Annotated in this window: 24 protein-coding genes and 1 pseudogene; 18 read left to right on the top strand and 7 right to left on the bottom strand. The window is 40.3% G+C overall.

Features of this window, described 5'->3' with window-relative positions; all coding sequences use genetic code 11:
- Positions 1–24: 24 nt before the first annotated feature.
- The 4 genes from rppA to V6C71_01710 form a co-directional block, all read right to left on the bottom strand.
- A complete protein-coding gene (gene rppA, locus V6C71_01725) occupies positions 25–720 on the bottom strand; it encodes a two-component system response regulator RppA (GenBank protein ID HEY9767209.1) in 696 nt (231 codons plus the stop codon).
- A 36-nt stretch (positions 721–756) separates the two neighbouring features.
- The gene (locus V6C71_01720) at positions 757–888 is read right to left on the bottom strand and encodes a hypothetical protein (GenBank protein HEY9767208.1); all 132 of its coding nucleotides are present in this window, start codon (positions 886–888) and stop codon (positions 757–759) included.
- Positions 888–1,328, bottom strand: coding sequence for a heavy metal-responsive transcriptional regulator (locus V6C71_01715; GenBank protein ID HEY9767207.1), 441 nt, complete (start codon positions 1,326–1,328; stop codon positions 888–890). Before V6C71_01715 ends, V6C71_01720 begins: the two co-directional genes overlap by 1 nt.
- A 570-nt stretch (positions 1,329–1,898) precedes the next feature.
- Positions 1,899–2,123 carry a hypothetical protein gene (locus V6C71_01710; protein HEY9767206.1) on the bottom strand — a complete coding sequence of 75 codons (225 nt, stop codon included), beginning with the start codon at positions 2,121–2,123 and terminating at the stop codon, positions 1,899–1,901.
- Positions 2,124–2,667: 544 nt separating this feature from the next.
- Between V6C71_01710 and V6C71_01705 the strand changes: the two genes are divergently transcribed.
- Positions 2,668–3,453 (top strand): dienelactone hydrolase, encoded by a 786-nt coding sequence (locus tag V6C71_01705; protein HEY9767205.1) that lies wholly within the window; start codon positions 2,668–2,670, stop codon positions 3,451–3,453.
- A 179-nt stretch (positions 3,454–3,632) separates the two neighbouring features.
- On the opposite strand, the gene V6C71_01700 is transcribed toward V6C71_01705, so the two are convergent.
- Complete coding sequence (locus tag V6C71_01700) at positions 3,633–3,851, bottom strand: hypothetical protein (protein HEY9767204.1); 219 nt, start codon at positions 3,849–3,851, stop codon at positions 3,633–3,635.
- A gap of 2 nt (positions 3,852–3,853) precedes the next feature.
- Between V6C71_01700 and V6C71_01695 the strand changes: the two genes are divergently transcribed.
- Positions 3,854–4,315 (top strand): DOPA 4,5-dioxygenase family protein, encoded by a 462-nt coding sequence (locus V6C71_01695; protein HEY9767203.1) that lies wholly within the window; start codon positions 3,854–3,856, stop codon positions 4,313–4,315.
- Between the two features lie 45 nt (positions 4,316–4,360).
- Here V6C71_01695 and V6C71_01690 read toward each other — a convergent pair whose 3' ends face one another.
- Entirely contained in the window at positions 4,361–5,326 is a 966-nt protein-coding gene (locus V6C71_01690) for an aldo/keto reductase (protein HEY9767202.1), read from the bottom strand.
- 278 nt (positions 5,327–5,604) lie between these two features.
- Here V6C71_01690 and V6C71_01685 point away from each other — a divergent pair, with 278 nt between their 5' ends.
- The 6 genes from V6C71_01685 (at position 5,605) to V6C71_01660 (ending at position 9,582) form a co-directional block, all read left to right on the top strand.
- Positions 5,605–5,778, top strand: a complete 174-nt coding sequence (locus V6C71_01685; protein HEY9767201.1) for a hypothetical protein — start codon at positions 5,605–5,607, stop codon at positions 5,776–5,778.
- The gene (gene ssuD / locus V6C71_01680; GenBank protein ID HEY9767200.1) at positions 5,727–6,893 is read left to right on the top strand and encodes an FMNH2-dependent alkanesulfonate monooxygenase; all 1,167 of its coding nucleotides are present in this window, start codon (positions 5,727–5,729) and stop codon (positions 6,891–6,893) included. The genes V6C71_01685 and ssuD overlap by 52 nt, the downstream gene beginning before the upstream one ends.
- A 161-nt stretch (positions 6,894–7,054) precedes the next feature.
- Positions 7,055–7,834, top strand: coding sequence for an aliphatic sulfonate ABC transporter permease SsuC (gene ssuC / locus V6C71_01675; GenBank protein HEY9767199.1), 780 nt, complete (start codon positions 7,055–7,057; stop codon positions 7,832–7,834).
- Between the two features lie 14 nt (positions 7,835–7,848).
- Positions 7,849–8,631 carry an ATP-binding cassette domain-containing protein gene (locus V6C71_01670; GenBank protein HEY9767198.1) on the top strand — a complete coding sequence of 261 codons (783 nt, stop codon included), beginning with the start codon at positions 7,849–7,851 and terminating at the stop codon, positions 8,629–8,631.
- A 404-nt stretch (positions 8,632–9,035) separates the two neighbouring features.
- A complete protein-coding gene (locus V6C71_01665; protein ID HEY9767197.1) occupies positions 9,036–9,323 on the top strand; it encodes a YhjD/YihY/BrkB family envelope integrity protein in 288 nt (95 codons plus the stop codon).
- Entirely contained in the window at positions 9,205–9,582 is a 378-nt protein-coding gene (locus V6C71_01660) for a YhjD/YihY/BrkB family envelope integrity protein (protein ID HEY9767196.1), read from the top strand. Before V6C71_01665 ends, V6C71_01660 begins: the two co-directional genes overlap by 119 nt.
- Positions 9,583–9,646: 64 nt before the next feature.
- Here the strand turns inward: V6C71_01660 and V6C71_01655 are convergent, their stop codons facing one another.
- Entirely contained in the window at positions 9,647–10,699 is a 1,053-nt protein-coding gene (locus V6C71_01655; protein HEY9767195.1) for an AI-2E family transporter, read from the bottom strand.
- A gap of 413 nt (positions 10,700–11,112) precedes the next feature.
- Here V6C71_01655 and V6C71_01650 point away from each other — a divergent pair, with 413 nt between their 5' ends.
- From V6C71_01650 to V6C71_01605, 10 genes and pseudogenes are all read left to right on the top strand, one after another.
- Entirely contained in the window at positions 11,113–11,436 is a 324-nt protein-coding gene (locus V6C71_01650; GenBank protein ID HEY9767194.1) for a hypothetical protein, read from the top strand.
- Positions 11,437–11,782: 346 nt separating this feature from the next.
- Positions 11,783–13,114, top strand: coding sequence for a glycosyltransferase (locus tag V6C71_01645; protein ID HEY9767193.1), 1,332 nt, complete (start codon positions 11,783–11,785; stop codon positions 13,112–13,114).
- 6 nt (positions 13,115–13,120) lie between these two features.
- Positions 13,121–14,440: a glycosyltransferase gene (locus V6C71_01640; protein HEY9767192.1), complete on the top strand. Its 1,320-nt coding sequence runs from the start codon at positions 13,121–13,123 to the stop codon at positions 14,438–14,440.
- Positions 14,441–14,481: 41 nt separating this feature from the next.
- Positions 14,482–15,153, top strand: coding sequence for a glycosyltransferase family 4 protein (locus tag V6C71_01635; GenBank protein ID HEY9767191.1), 672 nt, complete (start codon positions 14,482–14,484; stop codon positions 15,151–15,153).
- The gene (locus V6C71_01630; protein HEY9767190.1) at positions 15,137–15,664 is read left to right on the top strand and encodes a glycosyltransferase; all 528 of its coding nucleotides are present in this window, start codon (positions 15,137–15,139) and stop codon (positions 15,662–15,664) included. The genes V6C71_01635 and V6C71_01630 overlap by 17 nt, the downstream gene beginning before the upstream one ends.
- Entirely contained in the window at positions 15,619–17,490 is a 1,872-nt protein-coding gene (locus V6C71_01625) for an ABC transporter ATP-binding protein (protein ID HEY9767189.1), read from the top strand. The genes V6C71_01630 and V6C71_01625 overlap by 46 nt, the downstream gene beginning before the upstream one ends.
- A 127-nt stretch (positions 17,491–17,617) precedes the next feature.
- The gene (locus tag V6C71_01620; GenBank protein ID HEY9767188.1) at positions 17,618–18,604 is read left to right on the top strand and encodes a phosphotransferase; all 987 of its coding nucleotides are present in this window, start codon (positions 17,618–17,620) and stop codon (positions 18,602–18,604) included.
- A pseudogene (locus V6C71_01615) lies at positions 18,571–20,115 on the top strand (iron uptake porin). The gene V6C71_01620 and the pseudogene V6C71_01615 overlap by 34 nt, the downstream one beginning before the upstream one ends.
- Positions 20,116–20,148: 33 nt before the next feature.
- The gene (locus tag V6C71_01610) at positions 20,149–21,597 is read left to right on the top strand and encodes a HAMP domain-containing sensor histidine kinase (protein HEY9767187.1); all 1,449 of its coding nucleotides are present in this window, start codon (positions 20,149–20,151) and stop codon (positions 21,595–21,597) included.
- A 65-nt stretch (positions 21,598–21,662) separates the two neighbouring features.
- Positions 21,663–22,352 carry a response regulator transcription factor gene (locus V6C71_01605; protein HEY9767186.1) on the top strand — a complete coding sequence of 230 codons (690 nt, stop codon included), beginning with the start codon at positions 21,663–21,665 and terminating at the stop codon, positions 22,350–22,352.
- The last annotated feature ends 92 nt before the right edge of the window (positions 22,353–22,444 follow it).

The raw sequence follows: 22,444 nt of genomic DNA, 5'->3' as shown, positions 1-22,444 counted from the left end.
AAAGGTTAGCTCAAAAACTCCCGATTACGCCTTTGGGTGCTGGAAACGATAACCCAATCCATAAACCGTTTCTAACATTTCAGCGCAACCATACTTAGTAAGCTTGCGTCGCAGCAAACTAATTTGTGCAGCTACTACATTACTCGGTGGTTCAGCACCAAATTCCCATAATTGATCCAATAGGCGATCGCTAGTAACAATTTGATTAGGATGCTGCATAAAATACTCCAACAACTGAAATTCTTTTTTGGTTAACAGAACTTTCTGTTCTTTTGCTGCTGAGTTGAGCCAAAAGGTATTATTCCCATAATCCAAACTGAGATTGCCCACCTGTAATCGTCGGGGCTGTAATTGAGGATTTCGTCTTTGTAATGCCCTCAATCTTGCTAACAGTTCAGGCATATTAAAAGGTTTGACTAAATAATCATCTGCCCCAGCATCTAAGCCAGCTATTTTATCTTCCATGCTGTCTCTAGCTGTCAACATCAAAATCGGTAAGGATTGTTGCTTTTTTCTGAGCCGTTTGATTAATTCTAATCCTGATAAACTAGGTACTAGCCAGTCAAAAATTCCCAGATGATATTCTCTAAGTCCATCTGCCAGGTATTCCCAAGCGTCAAGACCATCTAATGCCCAATCTACGACGTGATTGTGGTGATTCAAACTCTGCTTAATCGCAGCCCCTAAATCTGGTTCGTCTTCAACTAGCAAAATTCTCATTCCTGACTATTAGCTATCTGCTTGTCAACATACTTCTTAATCTTGCCATGAGATTATTAAATCAGAATGAATTAAAGAATTGAAAAATGGCGATCGCTTTGGCGGTAAAAATGCGGTTAAGTGGATTGCGATCGCCAAGATAGAATATTTAACTATTTTTCTAGTCATTATTTTGATGGTGCAGAATGCAAAGACACACTAGAAATTAGGGGACAAACTTCAAGAGGCTTTGATTCGAGATGAGGATTATTTGTCCAAGCAGTGCGATACTCTTCTAATTCCGCTTTAAACAAGGTCATTTGCTTAATTTTGATTTGAAGTTGCTCAATTTTATTATCTAGTAGACTTTGTACTAAGCTACAAGGTTTTTCACCTCGATCTCTGACATCGAGAATCTGTTTAATTTCTTCAAGAGTAAATCCTAAAGTCTGGGCTTTTTTGATAAATTCTATTTGTTGACTGGCATCAAAACTATAATAGCGATAGCCGTTGTCTCCTCTTTGCACCGGTTGGAGCAGTCCTAAATCGCTGTAGTAACGTATATTTCCTACAGCCAGACCCGTTTGTTTTGCTAGTTCTCCAATTCTAAGATGAGTTACTTTACTCATGATTAATTCACTTGTTGTTTTATATTTAGTTTAAACTTTCTAGTTAGCTATAGAGTCAAAAGATTAAGAATGCGCTCGCGTCTGCTGCTATTTGATTGACAATGCGTCTATCAATACAGGACTCAATCCTAAATATTTCACAACAGGAATAAAATTTTTGTCCGAGAATACCAGAATTAGGTTTATGAATAAATCAATCAATAAAACGAGAGTAATTCTGATTGGCGGGACTTCTCATGCAGGTAAATCGACTCTTGAGCGATCTTTGGCAAAGAATTTGAACTGGAGTTGTTTTTCTACGACAAAAGGAAATGTTATCTTGGACGCTTTATCAAAGATGAATAATTATTTCGTTTTACCAGTAAATATACTACGCTTACCAAAATATCCCCTCCACAGGAATTACCCTATGACCTAAATCGCAGTGGGCATGAACATTTGATGAATAAACCAAGCCCAGGCAGCCCAGCCAGATATGGGGACCAAATGCGTTGCCAGAACACTGCATATGTATATGTTGTTAAGTATGGATTTCAGTTTGATAACTGAGTAAACTTTTATTGCATAACCTTATCGAGTCTCAAAGGCTTCGATGCGATCGAGACGGATTACGTGATCGCCGCTTAATTTGCACCAGTCCGCACCGTCGGCAGCATAAATATCTACTATTTGACCCTGTATTTCGCTCAATTTATTGTTTTCATCTAAATAAGTCAAATAACATTCTTTTTTTAGTATTGCTGTAGCTTCGAGGCGATCTTGTAGTTCGCAGCTTACGGGAACATAGTCACTCATGATTTTTTTTTTAGTAACATTTACATATTTAGTTTTATCAACTCAACCTTGACTGAAACATCTATAAAAAGTCATCAAGTGGAGTCACGAAATACTGATAAATTAATTCTGAGGTTAGACAACAAAATTAAAGTTAATTGTTAAACACTTTGGTTTAAATACTTTAGATATTTTTTCTATGGCACTCAGGAGTTACTGAGCCAAAACACTCGGTAACAACTAGCCGTAAGCTGAGTGAACATTATATTTCCAAGCTGGTTTTATTCCTACTAATGACGTATTTTTTAACTATCTACATATCCACATCAAGGGGAAATTATAATGATCGATGCAGCTTAATATATAAATAAATGATTGTTCAAGCTTTTTGGAAAGCCACTAAAGTCGAAAATGCTCAACCACCATACGATACAATACAAATTAAGTATTCTATCCCGCACTAACTCCAAATAGTCAGCAGACATTCTCTGACTATCCTGCTAATCGAGCTGAAGCTCCTTTTCCCGTAGTAATTTTCTTCAGTGGTATCAATTGTAATTTAGCAATGTACGAATGGTTGGCTTTAAAGTTGGCTGCTCGTGGATTAGTAATAGTTTTGTTCAACTGGCTAGCGGAAAATATTCCTGGGAACATTTCACTTACTCCTGGTGTTAATTTTGCTGCGCTTTCACCGGATGTTTACGGTACTATTCCCAGTGCTTCAGCTTTACCTACACTTTTAGCTGAATTAGAGCATTTAAACACATTTGGCGTACTAGCAGGTTTGTTAGATCTGCAAAAGATTATTTTAGGCGGACATTCGGCTGGTGGTAGGATAGCTTTAGAAAATGCTAACACTCAACTTTTTAGCCAAGTAGCTGCTGCTTTTAGTTATGGAGCTCACTCTGCTGCTCCAATACAATTAGGTTACAATCGAGCTACTATTTTAGCTTTGCCTTCTTCTGCACCAATGTTGTTAATTGGAGGCACTTGCGATGGAGTGATTGCTAATAACAGCCGTATCTATGGCATTGATGAATGGCAAACCGCAGCAACTCCTGTTGTACGTACATTTGAAGAAGCTATTTCTAGAGAACAAGGTGATGCTTATTTGGTTTTGTTAGAGGGAGCAAATCATTTTTCTATTGTCGATCGCCTCGATTCTACTTTGAAAGTTACTGCTTTAGATCTTCCGACTACTCAATCACCAGAGCGAATTCGCTCAGTAATAGCGGAGATAGTTAGTCTGTTTATCGATTTTCATGTCCGTCAACAATTAACAGCATCTGAACAACTTGAACGATTACTAAAAGATAATGATTCTTTGGTCGCATCTTTTAAATGCAAATAAATTATCAATTTAGTAGACAAACAAATTCAACTGCAATCAGATGGGGCAGTTCAACTCGACCAAGAGAGCGATCAACGACTCAAAGAATCTCTACAAGAGTTAGTAAAAGTTAGTAATCGTTTAAGTGGCGATCGCTCAAGAATTAGTTAGAAGGAATAATAATTCCACCCCGCCAACCTTCAGTTACCGTAATCGCGATCGCCACTTAAAAAACTGTTGTCATCCTGAGCGAGGAGAAGAAGCAAGAAATAACTGTTTTTCTTATGTTTATTAGGCTGGCGCTCGGCTTTGATAAACTGAGGACTTGGTTTTTGAGCAAGAAATTTGGCGATCGCTATTAATGATACTGAGAAGCTTAATCCCCAAACCAAGCTTTTTTTGCTGGGAGATATCTGCATTATTGACTAGACTTAAATTAAAGAAAAGAGATAAAGTTAAGGCGATCGCTTTTACTTTCCATCCTTATATAATCTGGCTTTTAGAAGAAAGAGATCGCTTTTTTAGAGAAGAATTAGAAATGGAATTTCAAAACATCAGTTCGATTGAAAAATATCACGCCCACGTTTACTTTGATGAATTCACTGTCGAACAAGCAAAAGTATTGTGTGAAGAAGCAGGAAAAAGGTTTTCACTAATAGTGGGACGGATGCACCATAGACCTATTGGCCCTCATCCGAGTTGGAGTTGTCAATTAGCCTTTGATCGCAGCAATCATACAGATTTGTTAACCTGGTTAGCCTTAAACAGAAATGATCTGACAATATTGATTCATCCACTTACAGGTAATGATCTCAAAGACCACACCGATTATGCTTCTTGGATGGGAGTACCCCAAGAATTGAATTTAGATGTGTTTAAATAAACAAAATAGCAGGCATTAAGTAAGTCAGCATGAGTGTCTGGTATTTTAAGTCCATTGACGAAAGAATGCGCCATCTTCTCCAGCGTTGGCAGTTAATTGTTCTATTTGGGTCATTTGTGCTGTGTCTAAAGGAGTGTAATTGCGCGCTACGGCAACATTAGATTCTAGTTGTTCGGGATTTTCGGCAGCTATGATGCAACAATGTACTCCAGGTAAAGAGAGGCTATACCCCATAGCTTGTTCCATACTGGATAAGATACCAGGTTGTAATAATCTACCGTATGCAGGAACTTTCATAGCGATCGTACCAACATTTTTTTCTCGTGCTACTGGCAAGACGGTACGGGAAAATGGGCGGGGATGATGAACATCGGCAGCATTGAGAGAGATCAAAGTCGTATCAAAATCGTAGCGACGCAACCCCTCGGCAATAACTTCTGGTTCGTGATGTCCTGTAATTCCCGAAAATTTGATCAATCCTTGCTCTTTGGCTTCTTCAACAGCTTTGATTGCGCCTCTGTCGCTAAAAATGGTATCTAATTCATCGGTGAAGGAAACGTGGTGTAATTGCCAAGAATTAAGATAATCTGTCTTAAGACGTTTTAACGAACGCTCTAATTCCCGCCAAGCACCATCGTAATCTCTTGCTGCGGTTTTACTGTTGAGATAAATGCGATCGCGATAGGTCGGTAAAACTTTACCAAAGCGTTCCTCTGAAGGCCCATAGCTGGCTGCGGTATCGTAATATTTGATGCCTAATGTTAAAGCTTTCTCAATTAAAGCGATAGCTTCAACTTCTTGCTCTTCATGGGAAATGGGAGTTTGCCCAGCTCCACCCAAGCCCAAAACTGGTAAATTAATTTGGGTCTTGCCTAATATTCTTTCTGGCATAGATTTAATTGTCGATGAAGAGGCGCGGGTTGGTTTTTTTGTTAAAGCTTCGCTACCAATAGCAGTTGCTGCTGCTACGCTACTTATGAGGAAGTTACGTCGATTGGTTTTTTGGCTCATAATTTTTGATTTTAGCTTTCAAAAGTATTCTAGCGAGAATATTCATAGCCTTTATGTTGCGCGATCGCTTCTTGTTGGTAAGTATCTGACTTCTGACTTCTGACTTCATTGTTTTAGACTCCTCTAAAGAGAAATTGGCCTCTTTTTGAATTGTAAATAAAATTTAAATGAATTTTAAATTATTTTGAAACCATTTTAAAATAATTTGTGCTTTAATATAGCAATACGAATTTTCTAAACAATCTAGTTCCACTCTCAAAAAAAAAGAGGGTTAAATTGTGGTTTTTTGCTCAAAATCATTTCTCAAAACTATTTCAAGCTATCCTACTAACGGTAGCTACCAAACTTTGAAGCGTGCCTACCTTCGACCTGGTTCGCTTCTGTTTGCCCTTAGCTTGGGATTAAGTGCAACTTTATCAGCCTGTATTCCTATGGAGATGGTCGTTATTTAGGTACTGGAATCGGCGGACGCTCAACCGATATCACCTATCTGACACAAATCGCTCAAGCTGTCGATCGCTTAGGCTATACTGGCGCATTACTACCTACGGGGCGTTCCTGCGAAGATGCCTGGATTGTTGCCTCAACTCTAATGGCGCAGACACAACAGATGCGCTTTTTGGTGGCGGTGCGTCCAGGTTTAGTTTTGCCAGGAGTTGCTGCACGTATGGCTGCTACCTTCGATCGCTTGTCTGGCGGACGCTTACTGATTAACGTCGTGACGGGTGGCGATCCGGTCGAGTTAGCAGGAGATGGATTACACCTGGGACATCAAGAACGTTATCGACTAACAGATGAATTTCTCACTACCTGGCGATCGCTTACTAGTGAAGAAGAAACTAATTTTCTAGGCGATTACCTCAGCATTTGCGGTGGCAAATTGATGTTTTCTCCAGTACAGAAACCCTATCCGCCTTTGTGGTTTGGCGGTTCTTCGGCGATCGCCCAACGGATTGCAGCCAAACACGTAGATGTCTATTTAACCTGGGGAGAACCTCCACAACAAGTAGCTCAAAAGATTGCCCAGGTGCGCCGTCTGGCAGAAGTAGAGGGACGGAAGTTGCGCTTTGGGATTCGTTTGCACGTTATCGTGCGGGAAACCGAAAGCGAAGCTTGGGATGCAGCTAATCGATTAATTAAATATGTAGACGAAGACGCGATCGCCACTGCTCAAAAAGTTTATTCTCGCATGGACTCGGAAGGACAAAAGCGCATGAGTCAACTGCACCTCGGCAAGCGTGAAGCGTTAGAAATTAGTCCTAATTTGTGGGCTGGTATTGGTTTGGTTAGAGGCGGGGCAGGAACTGCCCTAGTAGGAGATCCAGATACAGTAGTAGCAAGAATGTCAGAGTATGCCGACTTGGGAATCGAGACTTTTATCTTATCTGGCTATCCCCATCTAGAAGAGGCATATCGTGTAGCAGAATTGTTATTCCCTCGTTTACCGCTAGAAAATCTGCCAGCACTCCAGCAGCAGGTAATGTTTAGTCCGTTTGGTGAAATTGTAGCGAATAATAATTTTTCCCAGCAGGAACTTAAGGGTCAAACAGCAACCACTGTGGATTAAGGAGCTTCGCTCTTAGCTGCGCAAATCTTCGATTTGCCAGTCCTAAAGGACGACGCGGAGCTAGTGCTTTAGGACAGCCCCTTGCGTACGCGCTGCGCTCTTAGCTTTTAGCTAGTCAAACAGAAAGTTATTTTTAACTTTTAACTTTTAACTTTTTGCAGATGAATAAGATTTTAAATAAGAAACAAATAAATTTACTTTCTCCTTGGATAGTACCAATTCTGCTGATTTTGGTTTGGCAAGTATTGGCGCAGATAGGTTGGATTTCTACTAAGGTTTTGCCTACACCTATAGCTGTAGCAAGAGCAGGTATTCATTTAGCTAGCACAGGTGAATTGTACAAACATATTTATGTCAGTGCGGTGCGGGCGATGTGGGGTTTTATTATCGGCGGTTTAATCGGCTTTGTTTTAGGTTTATTAAACGGTGTCTTTCGTTGGTCGGAACTTTTATTAGATACCTCGATACAGATGTTACGCAACATTCCCCATCTAGCGATGATTCCCTTAGTAATTCTCTGGTTTGGTATAGGTGATGCTGGCAGAGTTTTTTTAGTAGCGATCGGGGTTTTATTTCCCATCTACATCAATACCTATCTGGGAATTCGTACTATTGATCGGGGTTTGTTAGAAATGGGCAAGATTTATGGACTCTCATTCTGGGAGCTGTTTTGGCAAATTATTCTTCCTGGTGCATTACCGTCGATTTTGGTGGGCGTGCGTTTTGCTTTAGGAATTATGTGGCTGACATTGATTGTGGCAGAAACGATCGCCGCTAACTCGGGAATTGGCTACCTGGCAATGAATGCTCGCGAATTTATGCAAACGGATGTAGTGGTGTTCGCCATCTTATTGTACGCTTTGTTAGGAAAATTAGCAGATGCGATCGCTCGTCTACTAGAAACGAAATTGCTGCAATGGCATCCCAGTTATCAATTTTAATTACCAAACGGCTTATGAAATCGACTACACAAGGAACAGACCTCAAAATTTTAGAGTTAACTAAAGCCTTTGGCAAACAAAAGGTTTTACAAAAATTAGATTTAGAAGTTGCCCCTGGAGAATTTGTGGCGATCGTCGGACGCAGTGGCTGTGGCAAAAGTACCCTGTTAAGACTAATTGCTGGGTTAGAGATTCCCACCAGTGGAGGCGTATTAATTGAGGGAGAACCTTTAGGCAAGTTAAACCAGTCCGCACGCATGATGTTTCAGGATGAGCGGTTATTGCTTTGGAAACGAGTTTTAGACAACGTTGGCTTAGGACTACGGGGTAATTGGAAACCCAGGGCTAGGTGGGCGTTAGAACAGGTTGGTTTAGGCGATCGCGCCAATGACTGGATTGCTACACTTTCTGGCGGACAGCGTCAACGAGTTGCCTTAGCACGAGCCTTAGTCAGTCAACCGCGCTTACTCCTGTTAGACGAACCTTTAGGTGCGCTCGATGCCCTAACCCGTATAGAAATGCAGCGTTTAATCGAGCATCTGTGGCAGTCACAACAATTCACGACCTTACTAATCACCCATGATGTTGAAGAAGCAGTAACACTAGCTGATCGCGTTGTCTTATTAGAAGCAGGTGGAGTGGAGTTAGATATACCTGTTCCTCTGTCTCGTCCTCGTCACCGTGGTGATCCTATGTTTGCTGCTTTAGTAGAAAGGATCTTAGAGCGCGTACTGAACAGTAAAACCATTTCTAGAAAACAAACTGCCGACAAACAATTTACTTACTCAAACGATTAAACCACAAAGCGGTTAGCTATTAGCTTTGTTAAATCAAAGAGATTTAGCTATGGTTTATATTTATATAGTTGCGATGCGCTCGGCGAGCTTCTCAGCCAATGGTTGGAAGTCATTCTCATTCCCCGAATCTCTATAAGAGTTAGTATAAGTTAGTAATCGTTTTCTGGCGATCGCTTTTATCAGACATAATCCACAGGTATAACAACTTGTGGATTATTAGTACGAGCTAAATATTTCTACTGCTTGGCGACTGAACGGTTTAATGCCAGTTCTATCCGTATCCGTACTAGAGTGTTACTATCTACTCCTGCTGCTGTAGTAACCCCTTGGGCGATCGCGGTTTGTCGCATTTGTTCTATAAATAGTAATTAAAAAAGTATTTATAGATTATTGCCCGATTAGAAATGCAACTAAAAACGATTTGGGTACTGTTTAAGAATACGGCTATCGAGTGGCAACAAGATAAAGTGTCGCTATGGGCTGCGGGAATCGCTTTTTATACAATTTTCTCGCTCGCGCCGTTGTTAATTATTGGTTTTTTGTTACTAGTTTCCCTGATTTTTAGTGCTGTACTTGCTGCGATCGCTAATTTTTTTGGACATCTATATTCCACAATGGATTCAACTGGGGCAGATACTCAATTTGATCTTTTCTTTTGGGGGAACAACGCTGTTATTTGCTTTACTTTATAAGGTGCTGCCCGATATTAATATTGCTTGGAGCAATATTTGGATTGGAGCCACTACCTCTGCTTTATTATTTACGATTGGCAAGTTTTTAATTGGCTTATATCTCGGTAATAGCAGCATCGGTTCTAGTTATGGCGCAGCCAGCTCTTTAGTTATCGTCTTGATTTGGGTCTTTTTTTCGGCTCAAATTCTTCTACTCGGTGCCGAGTTTACGCAAGTTTACACCAGAGGACGCGGCTCTGTAATTGAGCGGTCAAATTGACTTTTGAAGCATTATAGAAGCATTATAGTTAGTCTGATTACAGAAAAAACTAATTGCAAAAATTCTAATTTGAATTGTTAGTTCTATTTGAATTCCATTTGTTGAGAATATCTTTAACTAAAGCTTCTTTGAGCCAAATCTGCACCACAATCAATAGAGGAATAGCGAGAAATAAACCCAAGAATCCGAACAAGCTAGAAAAAACCACAACTGCCAAGATTGTAAATACTGGCAACAGATCTGCCTCTTGTTTCATAAGCAGAGGCACTAAAACTAGGCTTTCAAACTGCTGAATCGCGAGGTAAAGCAATATTACTGCCAGAGATTTCCAAGGGGCATCGAGCAAGGCAAGCAGTGCCGGTGGTATGACGCTCAAGGTTGGCCCGAGATTGGGAATAAATTCTAATAAACCTGCCAACGTCGCGTTAACAAAAGGCAGTGGAACTCCCAAGATTGACAACCCAATAAAAGACACCAAGGCGATAACAGCCATAGCGATTAGTGTACCTTTAATCCAGCCAACCAACGCAGCTTCGCACTCGCCAAGAATCTCATCAACCCGCCTGCGGTAAAAGGCAGGAAAAGCCAAGATAAAAATGCGTCGGTATTGAGCAGGATTTGCTAAGAGCATGATGGTTAGAACCAGAAACAGCAAGATGCTCACGACAACACTAAAAGAGTTATTCAGCAAAACAAAAAAGTTGTTTAGCAATCGCGAGAGCCATGTTTGTACTTGTTGAGTGAGATTTTCTAAACCTTTAAACTCTTGGAATTGTTCTAACATTGAGCCAGGAATTACAGATTGCAGCCACTCAAACCAAGTAGTTAGTCTTTGGGATACTTGTGGCACAATATCAACTAATTGTTGTAACTGTTCAACAATACTCGGTACAATCAGCGCAAAAAAGCTAATGATGACTGCCAGGAGAATAATAATTGTAATAGCAATGGCAAATCCTCGTTTGACGCGCGATCTCTGTAATCGTCGCACGACTCGGTTTAAGACTGTTGCCAAAATAACCGCAGCAAATAGCAGCAGAACGATTTGCCGAATTTGCCACAGAATGTAAAGAGAAATTATGAGGGCGATTAAACCCAGCCATTGCCCGAAACGCAAAGCTTTACCTCCAGGAAAAATTGATTTGAATGAATTTGGTGGCTTTGGGAACCGCTTGCAGCACTTTTGTGTGGAATTGTGTTGAGTCTAGCCTTAATAGGATTGCTTCATGCCATTAGTTGGGGGATCAAGCAAAAAGTATGGAGCATAATTTAATTTTAGATAATTTATTTAATTGAACTAGGCTTTAATTTTCAAGAATTATCAATCAATCCCAATAGCTTGACAGCAAATGCGATCGCTTTTTTGATACCTGGACAAAGCTTAACTTATTGATTAACGTCTTGTAAGATTGACAATGATTGATATGTATGCATTATGCGCGTTATGTATCACATAATTTCGGACTCACTCACATCGCTCTTGTTTCAAATATAGAGCGAAGTATCGAATTCTATTCGACTTATGCAGGGATGCAGGTTGTTCATCGACGTATTGATGCAGCAAGTGTTGCCGTAGTTTGGCTCACTGACAATACTCGACTTTTTGTAATTGTCTTAATTCAAACCGTTTCTGTACATCTTTTATCTTTATTGGCACATCTGGGTGTTGGTTGCAAGAGTCGCGAATCGATGGATATCTTATGTGAAAGAGCGCGTCTTGAAGATGTACTTATTGAAGAACCGAAAGACTCTGGATATCCAATAGGTTATTGGGCTTTTCTGCGCGCTCAATATAGCCACACTCTCGAACTATCTTATGGAGAAATTGGTTTAACAGGGCAGAAACCTATCTAATTAGTCGCGATCGCCTGGGAATATAACGAGACTTTTTAGAAAGGCGATCGCCTTCTTTTTATTCCTCATAGTAATGCTTTTATCTTGACTCAACTTTGGTAACCGCCAAGATTCATGAAAACTTTCTCATCAATTTTTCATTGATGCTTCATGGTTATTTTTCATACTGAAAAGTGTAATTAACCTTTTATTAAATACTTATTTAATTTATAGATAATGTTTTCGGCATTTTAAATTGCATCTGTTTAATCAAGGCTAATTCGCTAGAGCAATATAAAGTAAGTCTAGAAGATTTTACTAAATAACACCCAGATAATGTTCGATCGCGCTTTGCGGAGGAGAAATTATGGCTATTGCTATTCCTTATTTACGAGGCTCAACTACTAATCACCATGTAACGAAAATGCCGAGTCTGCAACCTCACAAATCGAATAAGCTCAAGTCTCCTAAAATTTTTCCACAGCAGTATTCTCAGCAGCGTAAGTGGCGGATTATTCTCTATTCTCACGACACGATGGGATTGGGACACAAGCGACGTAATCTCTTAATTGCTCAAACCTTGGCCATCTCCGCTATTAATGCGGATATTTTGATGATTAGTGGCATGGGGGATGCAAATCAGTTTCAAATACCTCCTGGTATCGATTACTTAACTCTTCCCGCTCTACATAAAAGCACAGATGGACAGTATCAGGCAAGACGATTGGATCTATCTTTAAAGGAAATTATTAATTTGCGATCGCAAATTATTCACACTACAGTACAAACCTTTAAACCCGATGTTTTGATTGTCGATAATGTACCCAGGGGAGCAATGGGAGAACTCAATGCTACTCTACACTACTTACGAAACGAGACAAATACCCGATGCGTTCTCGGTTTACGTGATGTTTTAGACGAACCCAAGGTAATTCGGCGCAGCTGGAAACAAAATAATTATCAAGATACCATTCGCCGTTATTACGATGCTGTATGGGTTTATGGCGATCCTCGAGTCTATAATTCAATTCAAGAATACGGTTTGAGTGCCGATGTTACCGCCAAATTTCGCTATACAGGCTATCTCGACCGACGTTCTGCACTCCAATTTGTGACGCAGGAACACTTGCAACCAACTTTTAACTTACCACCTGGACGTTTAGCTTTATGTATGGTGGGAGGTGGGCAAGATGGAGGAGAATTAGCTAAAGCCTTTGCTCAAAGCGAGTTTCCTCAAGATACTCAGGGAGTTATCATCACAGGGCCAATGATGCCCCAAAAGACGCGCCAGCAAATTCAAGCTTATACAGACAAGCGGTCTGACTTGCAGGTATTAGAATATGTTGCCGAACCCACACTGTTATTAGAACGGGCTGATTGGGTAATTTCGATGGGAGGATACAACACCACGTGTGAAATTCTCTCCTTTGAAAAACGGGCGTTAATCGTACCAAGAATTAAACCGCGACGAGAACAGCTAATCCGAGTGCAACTTTTACAGGAATTGGGATTGATAGATATGCTACATCCCGAAAGATTGAGTCCTGAATCTTTAAGTGCATGGTTGCGTCAAGAAAAATCGACTCCCAAAATTCGGCAAAAATTAGATTTTCGAGGATTGGAACGTATTCCGCAATTTTTAGCTGAAATCCTGGAAGAATCGCCCAATTACGTGTCGTCTGTAGTAAATAGTAAATAGAAAAACGTGAAACAACAATTAATCAAAGTAGGCTATGTTCTCAAACGCTATCCCCGCTATTGTGAAACTTTTGTGGTCAACGAAATTTTAGCCCATGAAGCCGCAGGGTTGGATATTGATATTTTTGCCCTGCGTCCTACCTGTGATAGTCATTTTCAGAATATTATTGCTAAAGTGCGGGCTTCTGTTACCTATATTCGCAAGCCAACTCAAGGGCGAGTGAGTGATTCCCTTAATAGTTTGTCTCCCACTCCAGCGAGTTATTTTTGGGCAGAATTACAAGAAGTTGCGCTGGTTATTCCCGATTTTTGGCGTAAGCTAGGGTTTGCTGCTGGAGAACGCGCTAGCGTTGTTTATCAAGCTGCCTGGTTAGCACGAGAAGTATGTTTGCGACAAATCACCCATTTACACGCTCATTTTGGTTCGGTGGCTACCAGTGTTGCCCGTTTAGCAGCCCATTTTGCCGATATTTCCTATACTTTTACCGCCCATGCGAAAGACATTTTCCACGATAGTGTCATTCCTGAAGATATGACGCGCAAGATCGCCGATAGTGCTGTTGTGGTTACGGTGAGTGACTATAATCGTCGGTATCTCAAGCAAGTTTACGGTAGTGTAGCCCATGGTGTACAGCGCATTTATAATGGTTTAGATTTAGATCGGTTTACTTATGTCTCCCCCGAAAATCGCCCGCCACTAATCATTTCTGTAGGACGCTTGGTAGAAAAAAAAGGACTTTCGATTTTGATTGAGGCTTGTAATTTGCTCAAGCAGTGGGGTGGTGATTTTCAATGTCAAATCGTCGGTACTGGCGAATTAGCCGGACAATTAAACACCCAAATTGAGGCACTGGGCTTAGTAGAGCAAGTATGTCTTGTGGGGGCGCGTCCACAAAATGAAGTATTTGAGCTGGTGCAACAAGCTGCGGTTTTTGCTGCGCCCTATATTATCGGCAAGGATGGCAACCGCGATGGATTACCGACAGTACTATTAGAAGCAATGGCTTTAGGTACGCCTTGTGTGGGAACTGATGTCACGGGAATTCCCGAATTAATTCGTCACGAACAGACTGGATTTATTGTTCCTCAAAAGGATGCAGATGCTTTAGCTTTAGCGTTGCGAAAACTTCTAGATAATTCCTATTTAAGAGTCAAATTTGCCACTGAAGCGCGAAAACTAATGGAATCAGAGTTTAATATTCACGCTAATGCAGCATCATTACGTCAACTTTTCCGAGTCGCCTCAAAACCAAACAATCCTAATTCTCACTTAGGCGTTGGTGATTTGATGTATAACCTACAAAATGTTTCTTTTCGTAGCTCTTAGCTTTTTAATTCAATACTACATTTAATGAGGAGATATTAATTTTGAGAGCTGCTTATGTTTGTGTCGATCCTGGGATTCCTGTATTCGGACAAAAAGGATGTTCGATTCACGTACAGGAAGTTATTCGCTCTTTATTGCACAAAAATGTCCAAGTTTGTTTATTTACCACCCGTTTGGGCGAAGAAATCCCCCCAGATTTCCAAAAAGTCAAAGTCTATCAGCTTCCTACTATCCCTAAAGTAGAGCTAGCCGTCAGAGAACGAGTCGCCCGCTCGATAAATCCCGATTTAGAATTAGAGTTAACTCTGACTCAACCTTTTGATTTTGTTTACGAGCGTTATTCTCTCTGGAGTTACAGTGGCATGGAATACGCCCGCAAGATGGGGATTCCAGGAATTTTAGAAGTGAATGCCCCTTTGATTTTAGAACAGGATAAACATCGAGGTTTAGTAGATCGAGAACAAGCTGAAGCGATCGCCAAAAGAGTTTTTCAAGCAGCCACGACAATTATCGCCGTTTCCCGTGAAATCAAAGATTATGTGAGTCAATATGTGACAGATACCGACAAAATTCAGGTAGTTCCTAATGGAGTTAATCCGCAACGGTTTGAGCACAATTTATCCGCTCAAAATATACATACTTTCGACTTCTCAATTTACGGTGGGGTTTGTCGGTTCGTTAAAACCCTGGCATGGATTGCCTATTTTAATTGATGCTTTTGCTCGTTTTCAGCGCAACTATCCCCAAGCGCGCCTGTTACTTGTCGGAGATGGGAAAGAACGCGATCGCCTAAGCCAAGAAATTGCCACTAGAAAGCTCGAGTCGGCGGTGGATTTTACGGGTGCTGTTTCTCCCCAAACTGTCCCTCATTGGTTAGCGCAAATGGATGTTGCAGTAGCTCCCTATCCGCCCAGTGAAGACTTTTATTTTTCGCCCCTGAAAGTTTATGAATATATGGCAGCAGGATTGCCAGTTGTCGCCAGTAACATCGGTCAAATTAGTCAAATTATTGACGATGGGGTAAATGGTTTATTAGTTCCCCCTGGAGATGCGACGGCATTAGCAGATGCTTTAGAGCAATTATGGCGATCGCCTTTACTGCGTCGTCGTTTAGGAGATTCAGCCCGCGGCAAAATCTTACAGCATCATACTTGGGAACGAGTAGTTGAAAAAATCTTGTGGTTTGCTACTCAAAAGCAGCGACAGACTACGGAGGTAACATGATGAAACAGCGATCGCTAAATCAGGCACTACCGATTTTGGCAGAAGTATTACGTCGTTTCTCTCCTTATCTTCGTCAACAAAAGTCTTTGCTAATTCTAGCAAGTTTGGCAATGGTGGCAGATGTGACTTTACGCATCCTCGAACCATTACCGCTTAAATTCGTTTTTGATTATGTTTTAAGCGATAATCGGCTTCCTAATCCTATTTTAGCCCAACTCGAACCCATTTGGTTATTAACCCTCTGTGCGGGAGCGATTTTAGCCCTGACGGCATTACGGGCATTAGCTGCCTATTGGAGTACGGTATCTCTGGCAATTGTCGGCAGTCGCGTCATGATTCAAGTGCGCGATCGCCTGTACTGTCATTTGCAGCAGCTTTCTCTGGCTTATCACACCAAAGCCAGAAGTGGCGATCTAATCGTGCGAATTAGTAGTGATGCTAACCGCCTTCAGGAAATTTTGTTGACGGCTGCCTTACCATTAGTCATCAGCATTTTAACTTTGTTGGGAACGATCGCAGCCATGTTTTGGCTCGATCGCGATTTAACCTTGCTTTCTTTGGTGACACTGCCCCTATTTGCTTTTGCTGCTAACCGCCTTAGTCAAAGAATTCGGGAGTCTTCAATCAAACAACGCAAGCAAGAAGGCTTAGTCGCAGCTACCGCCGCCGAATCTATTGGTGCAATTGAACTGATTCAGGCTCTTTCCTTAGAAAATGCGTTTGCTCAGATATTTTCACGGCAAAATAAGGCTAGTTTGTCTAAAAGCGTCGAAACTCAACGTTTATCGGCTAGTTTGGAACGAACGGTAGATGGGGTAATTGCCTTGGGTATGGCGATCGTGCTGTGGTATGGTTCTTGGTTAGTCTTGCGAGATGCTTTGACTGCCGGTGATGTAATTGTTTTTCTCACCTATCTCAAAAATGCCTTTAAACCCGTGCAAAATTTTGCTAAATATACGGGGCGTTTGGCAAAAGCTGCTGCCTCTGGAGAGCGAATTTTAAATATTTTACAGCAAACCCCCGATATTCAAGATTCACCCCAGGCAAAGATTGCACCTGTATTTCGCGGAGAAGTTACCTTTCAAAATGTCAGTTTTGCCTATGAGTCGGGACAAAAATTGCTCGATCGCATTAATTTAGCGATTAAACCAGGACAATTAGTAGCAATTTCGGGAGTTTCGGGCAGCGGTAAATCAACCTTGATGAGTTTGCTGCTGCGTCTTTACGATCCTACATCGGGAAGCATCCTGATTGATGGAGAAAATATTCGCAACTATACCATTGCTTCTTTGCGATCGCAGATGAGTGTAGTATTACAAGAAAGTCTGCTTTTTGCTGCTACGGTCAAAGAAAATATTGCCTACGGTATAGACAATGTTAACGATGCAGAGATTGTTGCTGCTGCTCGTTTGGCGAATATCGACAGTTTTATCACTAGTTTACCCCAAGGATACGATACCGTTTTAGGGGAAAGAGGCGCAACTCTATCTGGAGGTCAACGTCAACGACTAGCGATCGCTCGCACCGCAATTCGTCGCACTCCGATTTTGATTTTAGACGAACCGACTACGGGTTTAGATCGCGAAAATGAGCAAGCTGTAATTGAAGCTTTGCAACGATTAGCCCAACAACGCACGACATTTTTAATTACTCACGATTTGGCATTAGCTACCCAAGCAGATATCATTATTTATCTCGAAAAAGGACGAATAATTGAACAAGGAAGTCCCAGAAATTTAATTGCTCAAAATGGACGCTATGCCCAACTTTATCGAATGCAAAATAATCATAAGCCTAATGAAAAAGAGATGATTTATCGTATTTAAATAGTCGTGAAAATAAATAGTTAACGCTCTCTCAAAAGTTAAAGTTGAGCGAAAATGTCGGAAAAGCTAATAGCTTAAAATCGATTGACAAACAACGTAGTCCCTTAACTTGTCACCAATAGCCAAGATGAATTGTGTAGTTACGGATCGATTTAATATTGCTCAAGATCCACAAATGCCTTTTTTACAAGATGTTATTTGTCCGTTTAAAGTCAAAGAAATATTTCCTCAGCATCTTGCTTTCAGTCTCGTTCAAATTAAGGTAATTCGTTATAAACCCCAAAAACGTTGCTTAATTGAATATAGTTTCCAGGGAAAAAATCCTCTAGTTGTAATTGGCAAAATCCGCGCCAAAGGAACAGATATCAAAAGTTACGGACTACAAAAACAACTGTGGCATAGTGGCTTTGATAATCATAGTGATGACAACATTTCCGTACCCGAACCTGTGGGCATTATTCCTGAGTGGGAAATGTGGCTACAAAAAAAAGTACCTGGGGAATTAGTAATTAATTATTTAACTACAAATAAAGGAGTTGCTGTTAGTCAAAAAATTGCTCAGGTTGCCCATAAACTCCATCAAGTAAATATACCTCCTCAACGTTCTCATACAATGGCGGATGAATTGGCAATTTTAGAAGCGAAATTACCATTAGTTTGGCAAGATTATCCTCAATGGGAATCACGAATTAAAACTATTTTAGCCAAATGCCGTGTTTTAGGAGCAAGCGTACCAGAATATCCCGTTTATGGAATTCATCGTGATTTTTATTTCGATCAAATTATCGTCGATCGCGATCGCTTTTACTTACTAGACCTCGATCTATATTGTCAAGGTAATCCCAGTTTAGATATTGGTAATTTTATTGCACATATTACCGAATATAGTTTAAGAACTTTTGGTAATATAAAAGCTCTGCAAGAGCGAGAAATTGCCTTAGAAAAAGAATTTCTTCAGCTCACACAAGCAAAAGATAATCGCGCTATTACGGCATATACAACTTTAACTTTAGTCCGTCATATTTATCTTAGTAATCAGTTTCCCGAACGTCGCCCTTATACGGAAGCTTTACTCAATTTGTGCGAACAACGATTAGAGTCCATAAAAATTTAATTAGTTTAGTTTTGAAGTTATTCAAATTTGTTTTAATTAGTTTGCCATTAATAATTAGCAATTCCACTTGCGTTAACGCCTTACCTTTGACTCAAGTTCAAGAAATTGAACAAACAAGAAATGAATCTCAAATTCCTGCCGTATTACAACTTCATAAGGTTAATTTGAATAGCTGGCAGTTTCAGGCTTTGCAAGGCTTAAATAGTCGTTATCAATGTTTAGCAAATAATATTTTAGAGCAATCACCTCCCGTGATTACTCGCAATTATTTTGGCATATTACTGTATCAATGCCTCGATAATATTAAACAAACAAATAATTTATTAAATCGACAAGATATCGCGACCATCAATCGTTTACAACAAGATTTTGAACCTAAATTTATTGGGCTGAAAACTAGAGTTAACCAACTCGAAAGTCGAGTCAATACTTTAGAAAAACAATCCTTTGCTCCTCAAGTAGAACTAGAAGGAGAAGCAATTATAGCCGTAGCCGAAGTTTGGCAGGATGAAAATGATACCAGTTTGACGTTAGGAAATCGCTTGCGTCTTGATTTTATCACCAGTTTTACGGGCAAAGATGAATTACAGATCCGTCTTCAAGGACGCAATATTCCAGAATTTGCCAAAACAACCGATACGAATATGGCTAACTTAGGATTTGATGGTGCAGATGATAATGAAGTAGAAATTGATGAAATAGAATACGAAATTTTGCTCGCTAAAAATACTAGGCTAAACCTATATGCCCTGGGTGGAGGTTTGGGAGATTTAATTCCCGCTATCAATCCTCTATTTAGTGGTAGTGGTGATGGGGCAATTTCACTTTTTGGACGAGAAAATCCCATTCGTAGACAAGCAGAAGGGACAGCGATCGCTCTAGCGCACGATTTTGGCAAAAAATTTAATTTTACGCTGGGTTATGTCAGTAACGAGGCAAACGAACCAGATCGAGGATTGCTGCAAAATCCTTACGCTGCGATAACTCAATTAACCTTTCTTCCTAGCGATCGACTGAACTTAAGTTTGACCTATAACTACACCTCTAACAATGTTGGGACTGGTACAGGCAGTGAATTAGCCGAAAATCCCTTTGAGAATAGCGAAGATGTTACCACTCATGGTGTTGGCCCAGAGTTCTCTTTTTTACTCCAACCTAACATTAGTTTAGGCGGTCGATTGGGTTAAATTCAAGCCTCTGCTCAAGATTTACCCGATACTCCTCAAGCGGATATTTTGACTTGGACAATTATGTTGAGCGTGACTGATTGGGGTCGAGAAGATAGTTTATTAGGCTTAGTTTTTGGGCAACCACCAAAAGTGATGGAAAATAATTTAGGCGCAGAATTTGAAGATCCTGATACAGCATATCATCTCGAAGCATTTTATCGTTGGCAACTAACCGATGACATTGCTGTTACCCCTGGATTTTTTACGATTTTCAATCCCGAACATAATAGCCAAAATGATTCAATTGTAGTCGGCACGATTCGGACTACTTTGGAATTTTAAGTAAATAATATTTTTTAAGGAGGCAAAAACAAATTGAAGTCTGACCAAAACCTGAAGGCTGCCAGTCGCCAACAAAATATTTTCTGGGAAGCGAGAACGCGAATTTTGGCTTGGTATCTGGCATTGATCACCAGCTTTTTGGCTTTATCTGTTCCTGTGATTACTCACCTAATCTTGTTTCAAGTTAACCTGAGAGTGCGTCACGATCTGATTGAAGAGTTAGAAGTATTTGATAATTTTCAGCAAGCTCAATTTCCGCAAATTGAAACCACAAACGAAGCAATACTAGCTCAATTATTTGAAGAATTTTTAAACTATAAAATTCCCGAAGATGACACTTTTTTAATTACGATTCTCGACGGTCAATTTTATCGCTCTAATCCACGATTGCGACCACATATCTTAGCAGTAGAGTCGTCGTTAATGCAAAAATGGTTGACATTTAAACAACCAACTCAAGGAGAATGGACAACTTCAAATCCCGAAATCGGCAGAATCTTGTATTTAACTAAACCTGTAATTGTTCGAGGAGAAGTTACAGGCATTTTAGTAGCAGCCCATCTTACCGCAGGAGAAGTCAAAGAAGCTTTCGATGCAGTTAGAATGTCCCTGGGAATATTAGTCATAGTTTTGCTCTGCGCTGCTTTGGCAGCTTGGATTGCTTCAGAAAAAGTACTCAATCCTTTACAAAAGCTCAGTAAAACTGTTTCTTCGATTGACGAGTCCGATTTAGAACAACGAATTGCGGTGACAGGATCGGGAGAAATCGCTCAATTAACCAAGCGCTTTAATCAAATGATGGAGCGGTTACAAAAAGTTTTTCTCAGTCAACGAGAATTGTTAAATGATGCTGGTCATGAGTTACGAACGCCGATTACGATTATTCGCGGACATTTAGAGTTGATGGGCAACGATCCTCAAGAACAAGAGGAAACTTTGGCTATTGTCTTCGATGAATTAGACCGCATGAGTCGTTTAGTTAATAATTTGGTTCTGTTAGCAAAAGCCGAACGATTTGATTTTTTGCAAGAAGAAACAATTGACATCGCTCTGTTTACCCAAGAAATTTATAGCAAAATAACTACATTAGCCCTACGCAACTGGCAATTAAACAATCGAGGTCGTGGTCATTTTCAGGGCGATCGCCAGCGTCTAACTCAAGCTATTATTAATCTGGCTCAAAATGCCGTTCAACATACGGAAGAAACCGATAGGATTATTTTAGGTTCAAAAAGCGATCGCGATCGTGTGTCTTTCTCGATTCAAGATACGGGAGAAGGCTTTGCTGCCAAAGACCGAGAATTAATTTTTCAACGCTTTGCTCGCGCTGCTAATAATCGTCGGCATTCTCAAGGACAGGGTTTAGGATTATCTATCGTACAGGCGATCGCCAAAGCTCATGGAGGAAAAGTAGAAGCGAATGGCGAAATAGGCAAAGGAGCTACTTTTACCTTAATTTTGCCTTTAAATCGATTTCAATAGATTTTAAATAAGCAAAGACTAATAAGTTAAGTCGATTATTAAATTTATTATTATTGGCTCAGTCTATGAATCGAATTCTAATTGCTGAAGATGAACCTCGTATTGCTTCTTTTTTAGAAAAAGGATTACGCGCTAAAGGGTATATAACTACAATTGCCACCAATGGTATTGAAGTGCTTTCCATGGCATTAGATGATAATTTCGATTTGCTGTTGCTCGATTTAGGACTTCCAGAGAAAGATGGCTTAGCTGTCCTTGAAGAATTAAGGGGACAAGGGGCGACTTTATCGATTATTATTTTGACAGCTCGTGATGATATTCAAGATAAACTAGCTGGACTCGAAGGTGGGGCAGATGATTACATCACCAAACCCTTTCGCTTTGAAGAATTACTGGCACGAATTCGTCTGCGGATGCGTACTTCTCAACCAGTTACGATCAAAAATGAAACGAGCTTAACTACCGAAAATTTGACGCTTAATTTATTAACTCGCCAAGTAACTTTCAAACATCAACCAGTAGAACTTTCCGAACGAGAATTTACACTCTTAGAAACGTTTATCCGACATAAAGGACAAGTAATGAGTCGGGAACAATTATTAGATCGCGTCTGGGGATATAATTACGATCCCGGCTCAAATATTGTCGATGTCTATGTAGGTTATTTACGCAAAAAATTAGCCAGCGATTTAATTGCAACAGTTCGAGGAATAGGTTATCAATTGATAGACAACAAACAATTAAAGTGTAAATAGGGAAAAAATTAAAATACTAATTAAGAGCTAATAGCTCTTAGCTAAAGACCGATTGACAAACAGCGTAATACCTTAATTTATCACCAATAGTA

Origin of the sequence: Coleofasciculaceae cyanobacterium, from assembly GCA_036703275.1 — a bacterium.
Classification (GTDB): domain Bacteria; phylum Cyanobacteriota; class Cyanobacteriia; order Cyanobacteriales; family Xenococcaceae; genus Waterburya.
This window is presented reverse-complemented; position numbering and strand designations above follow the sequence as displayed.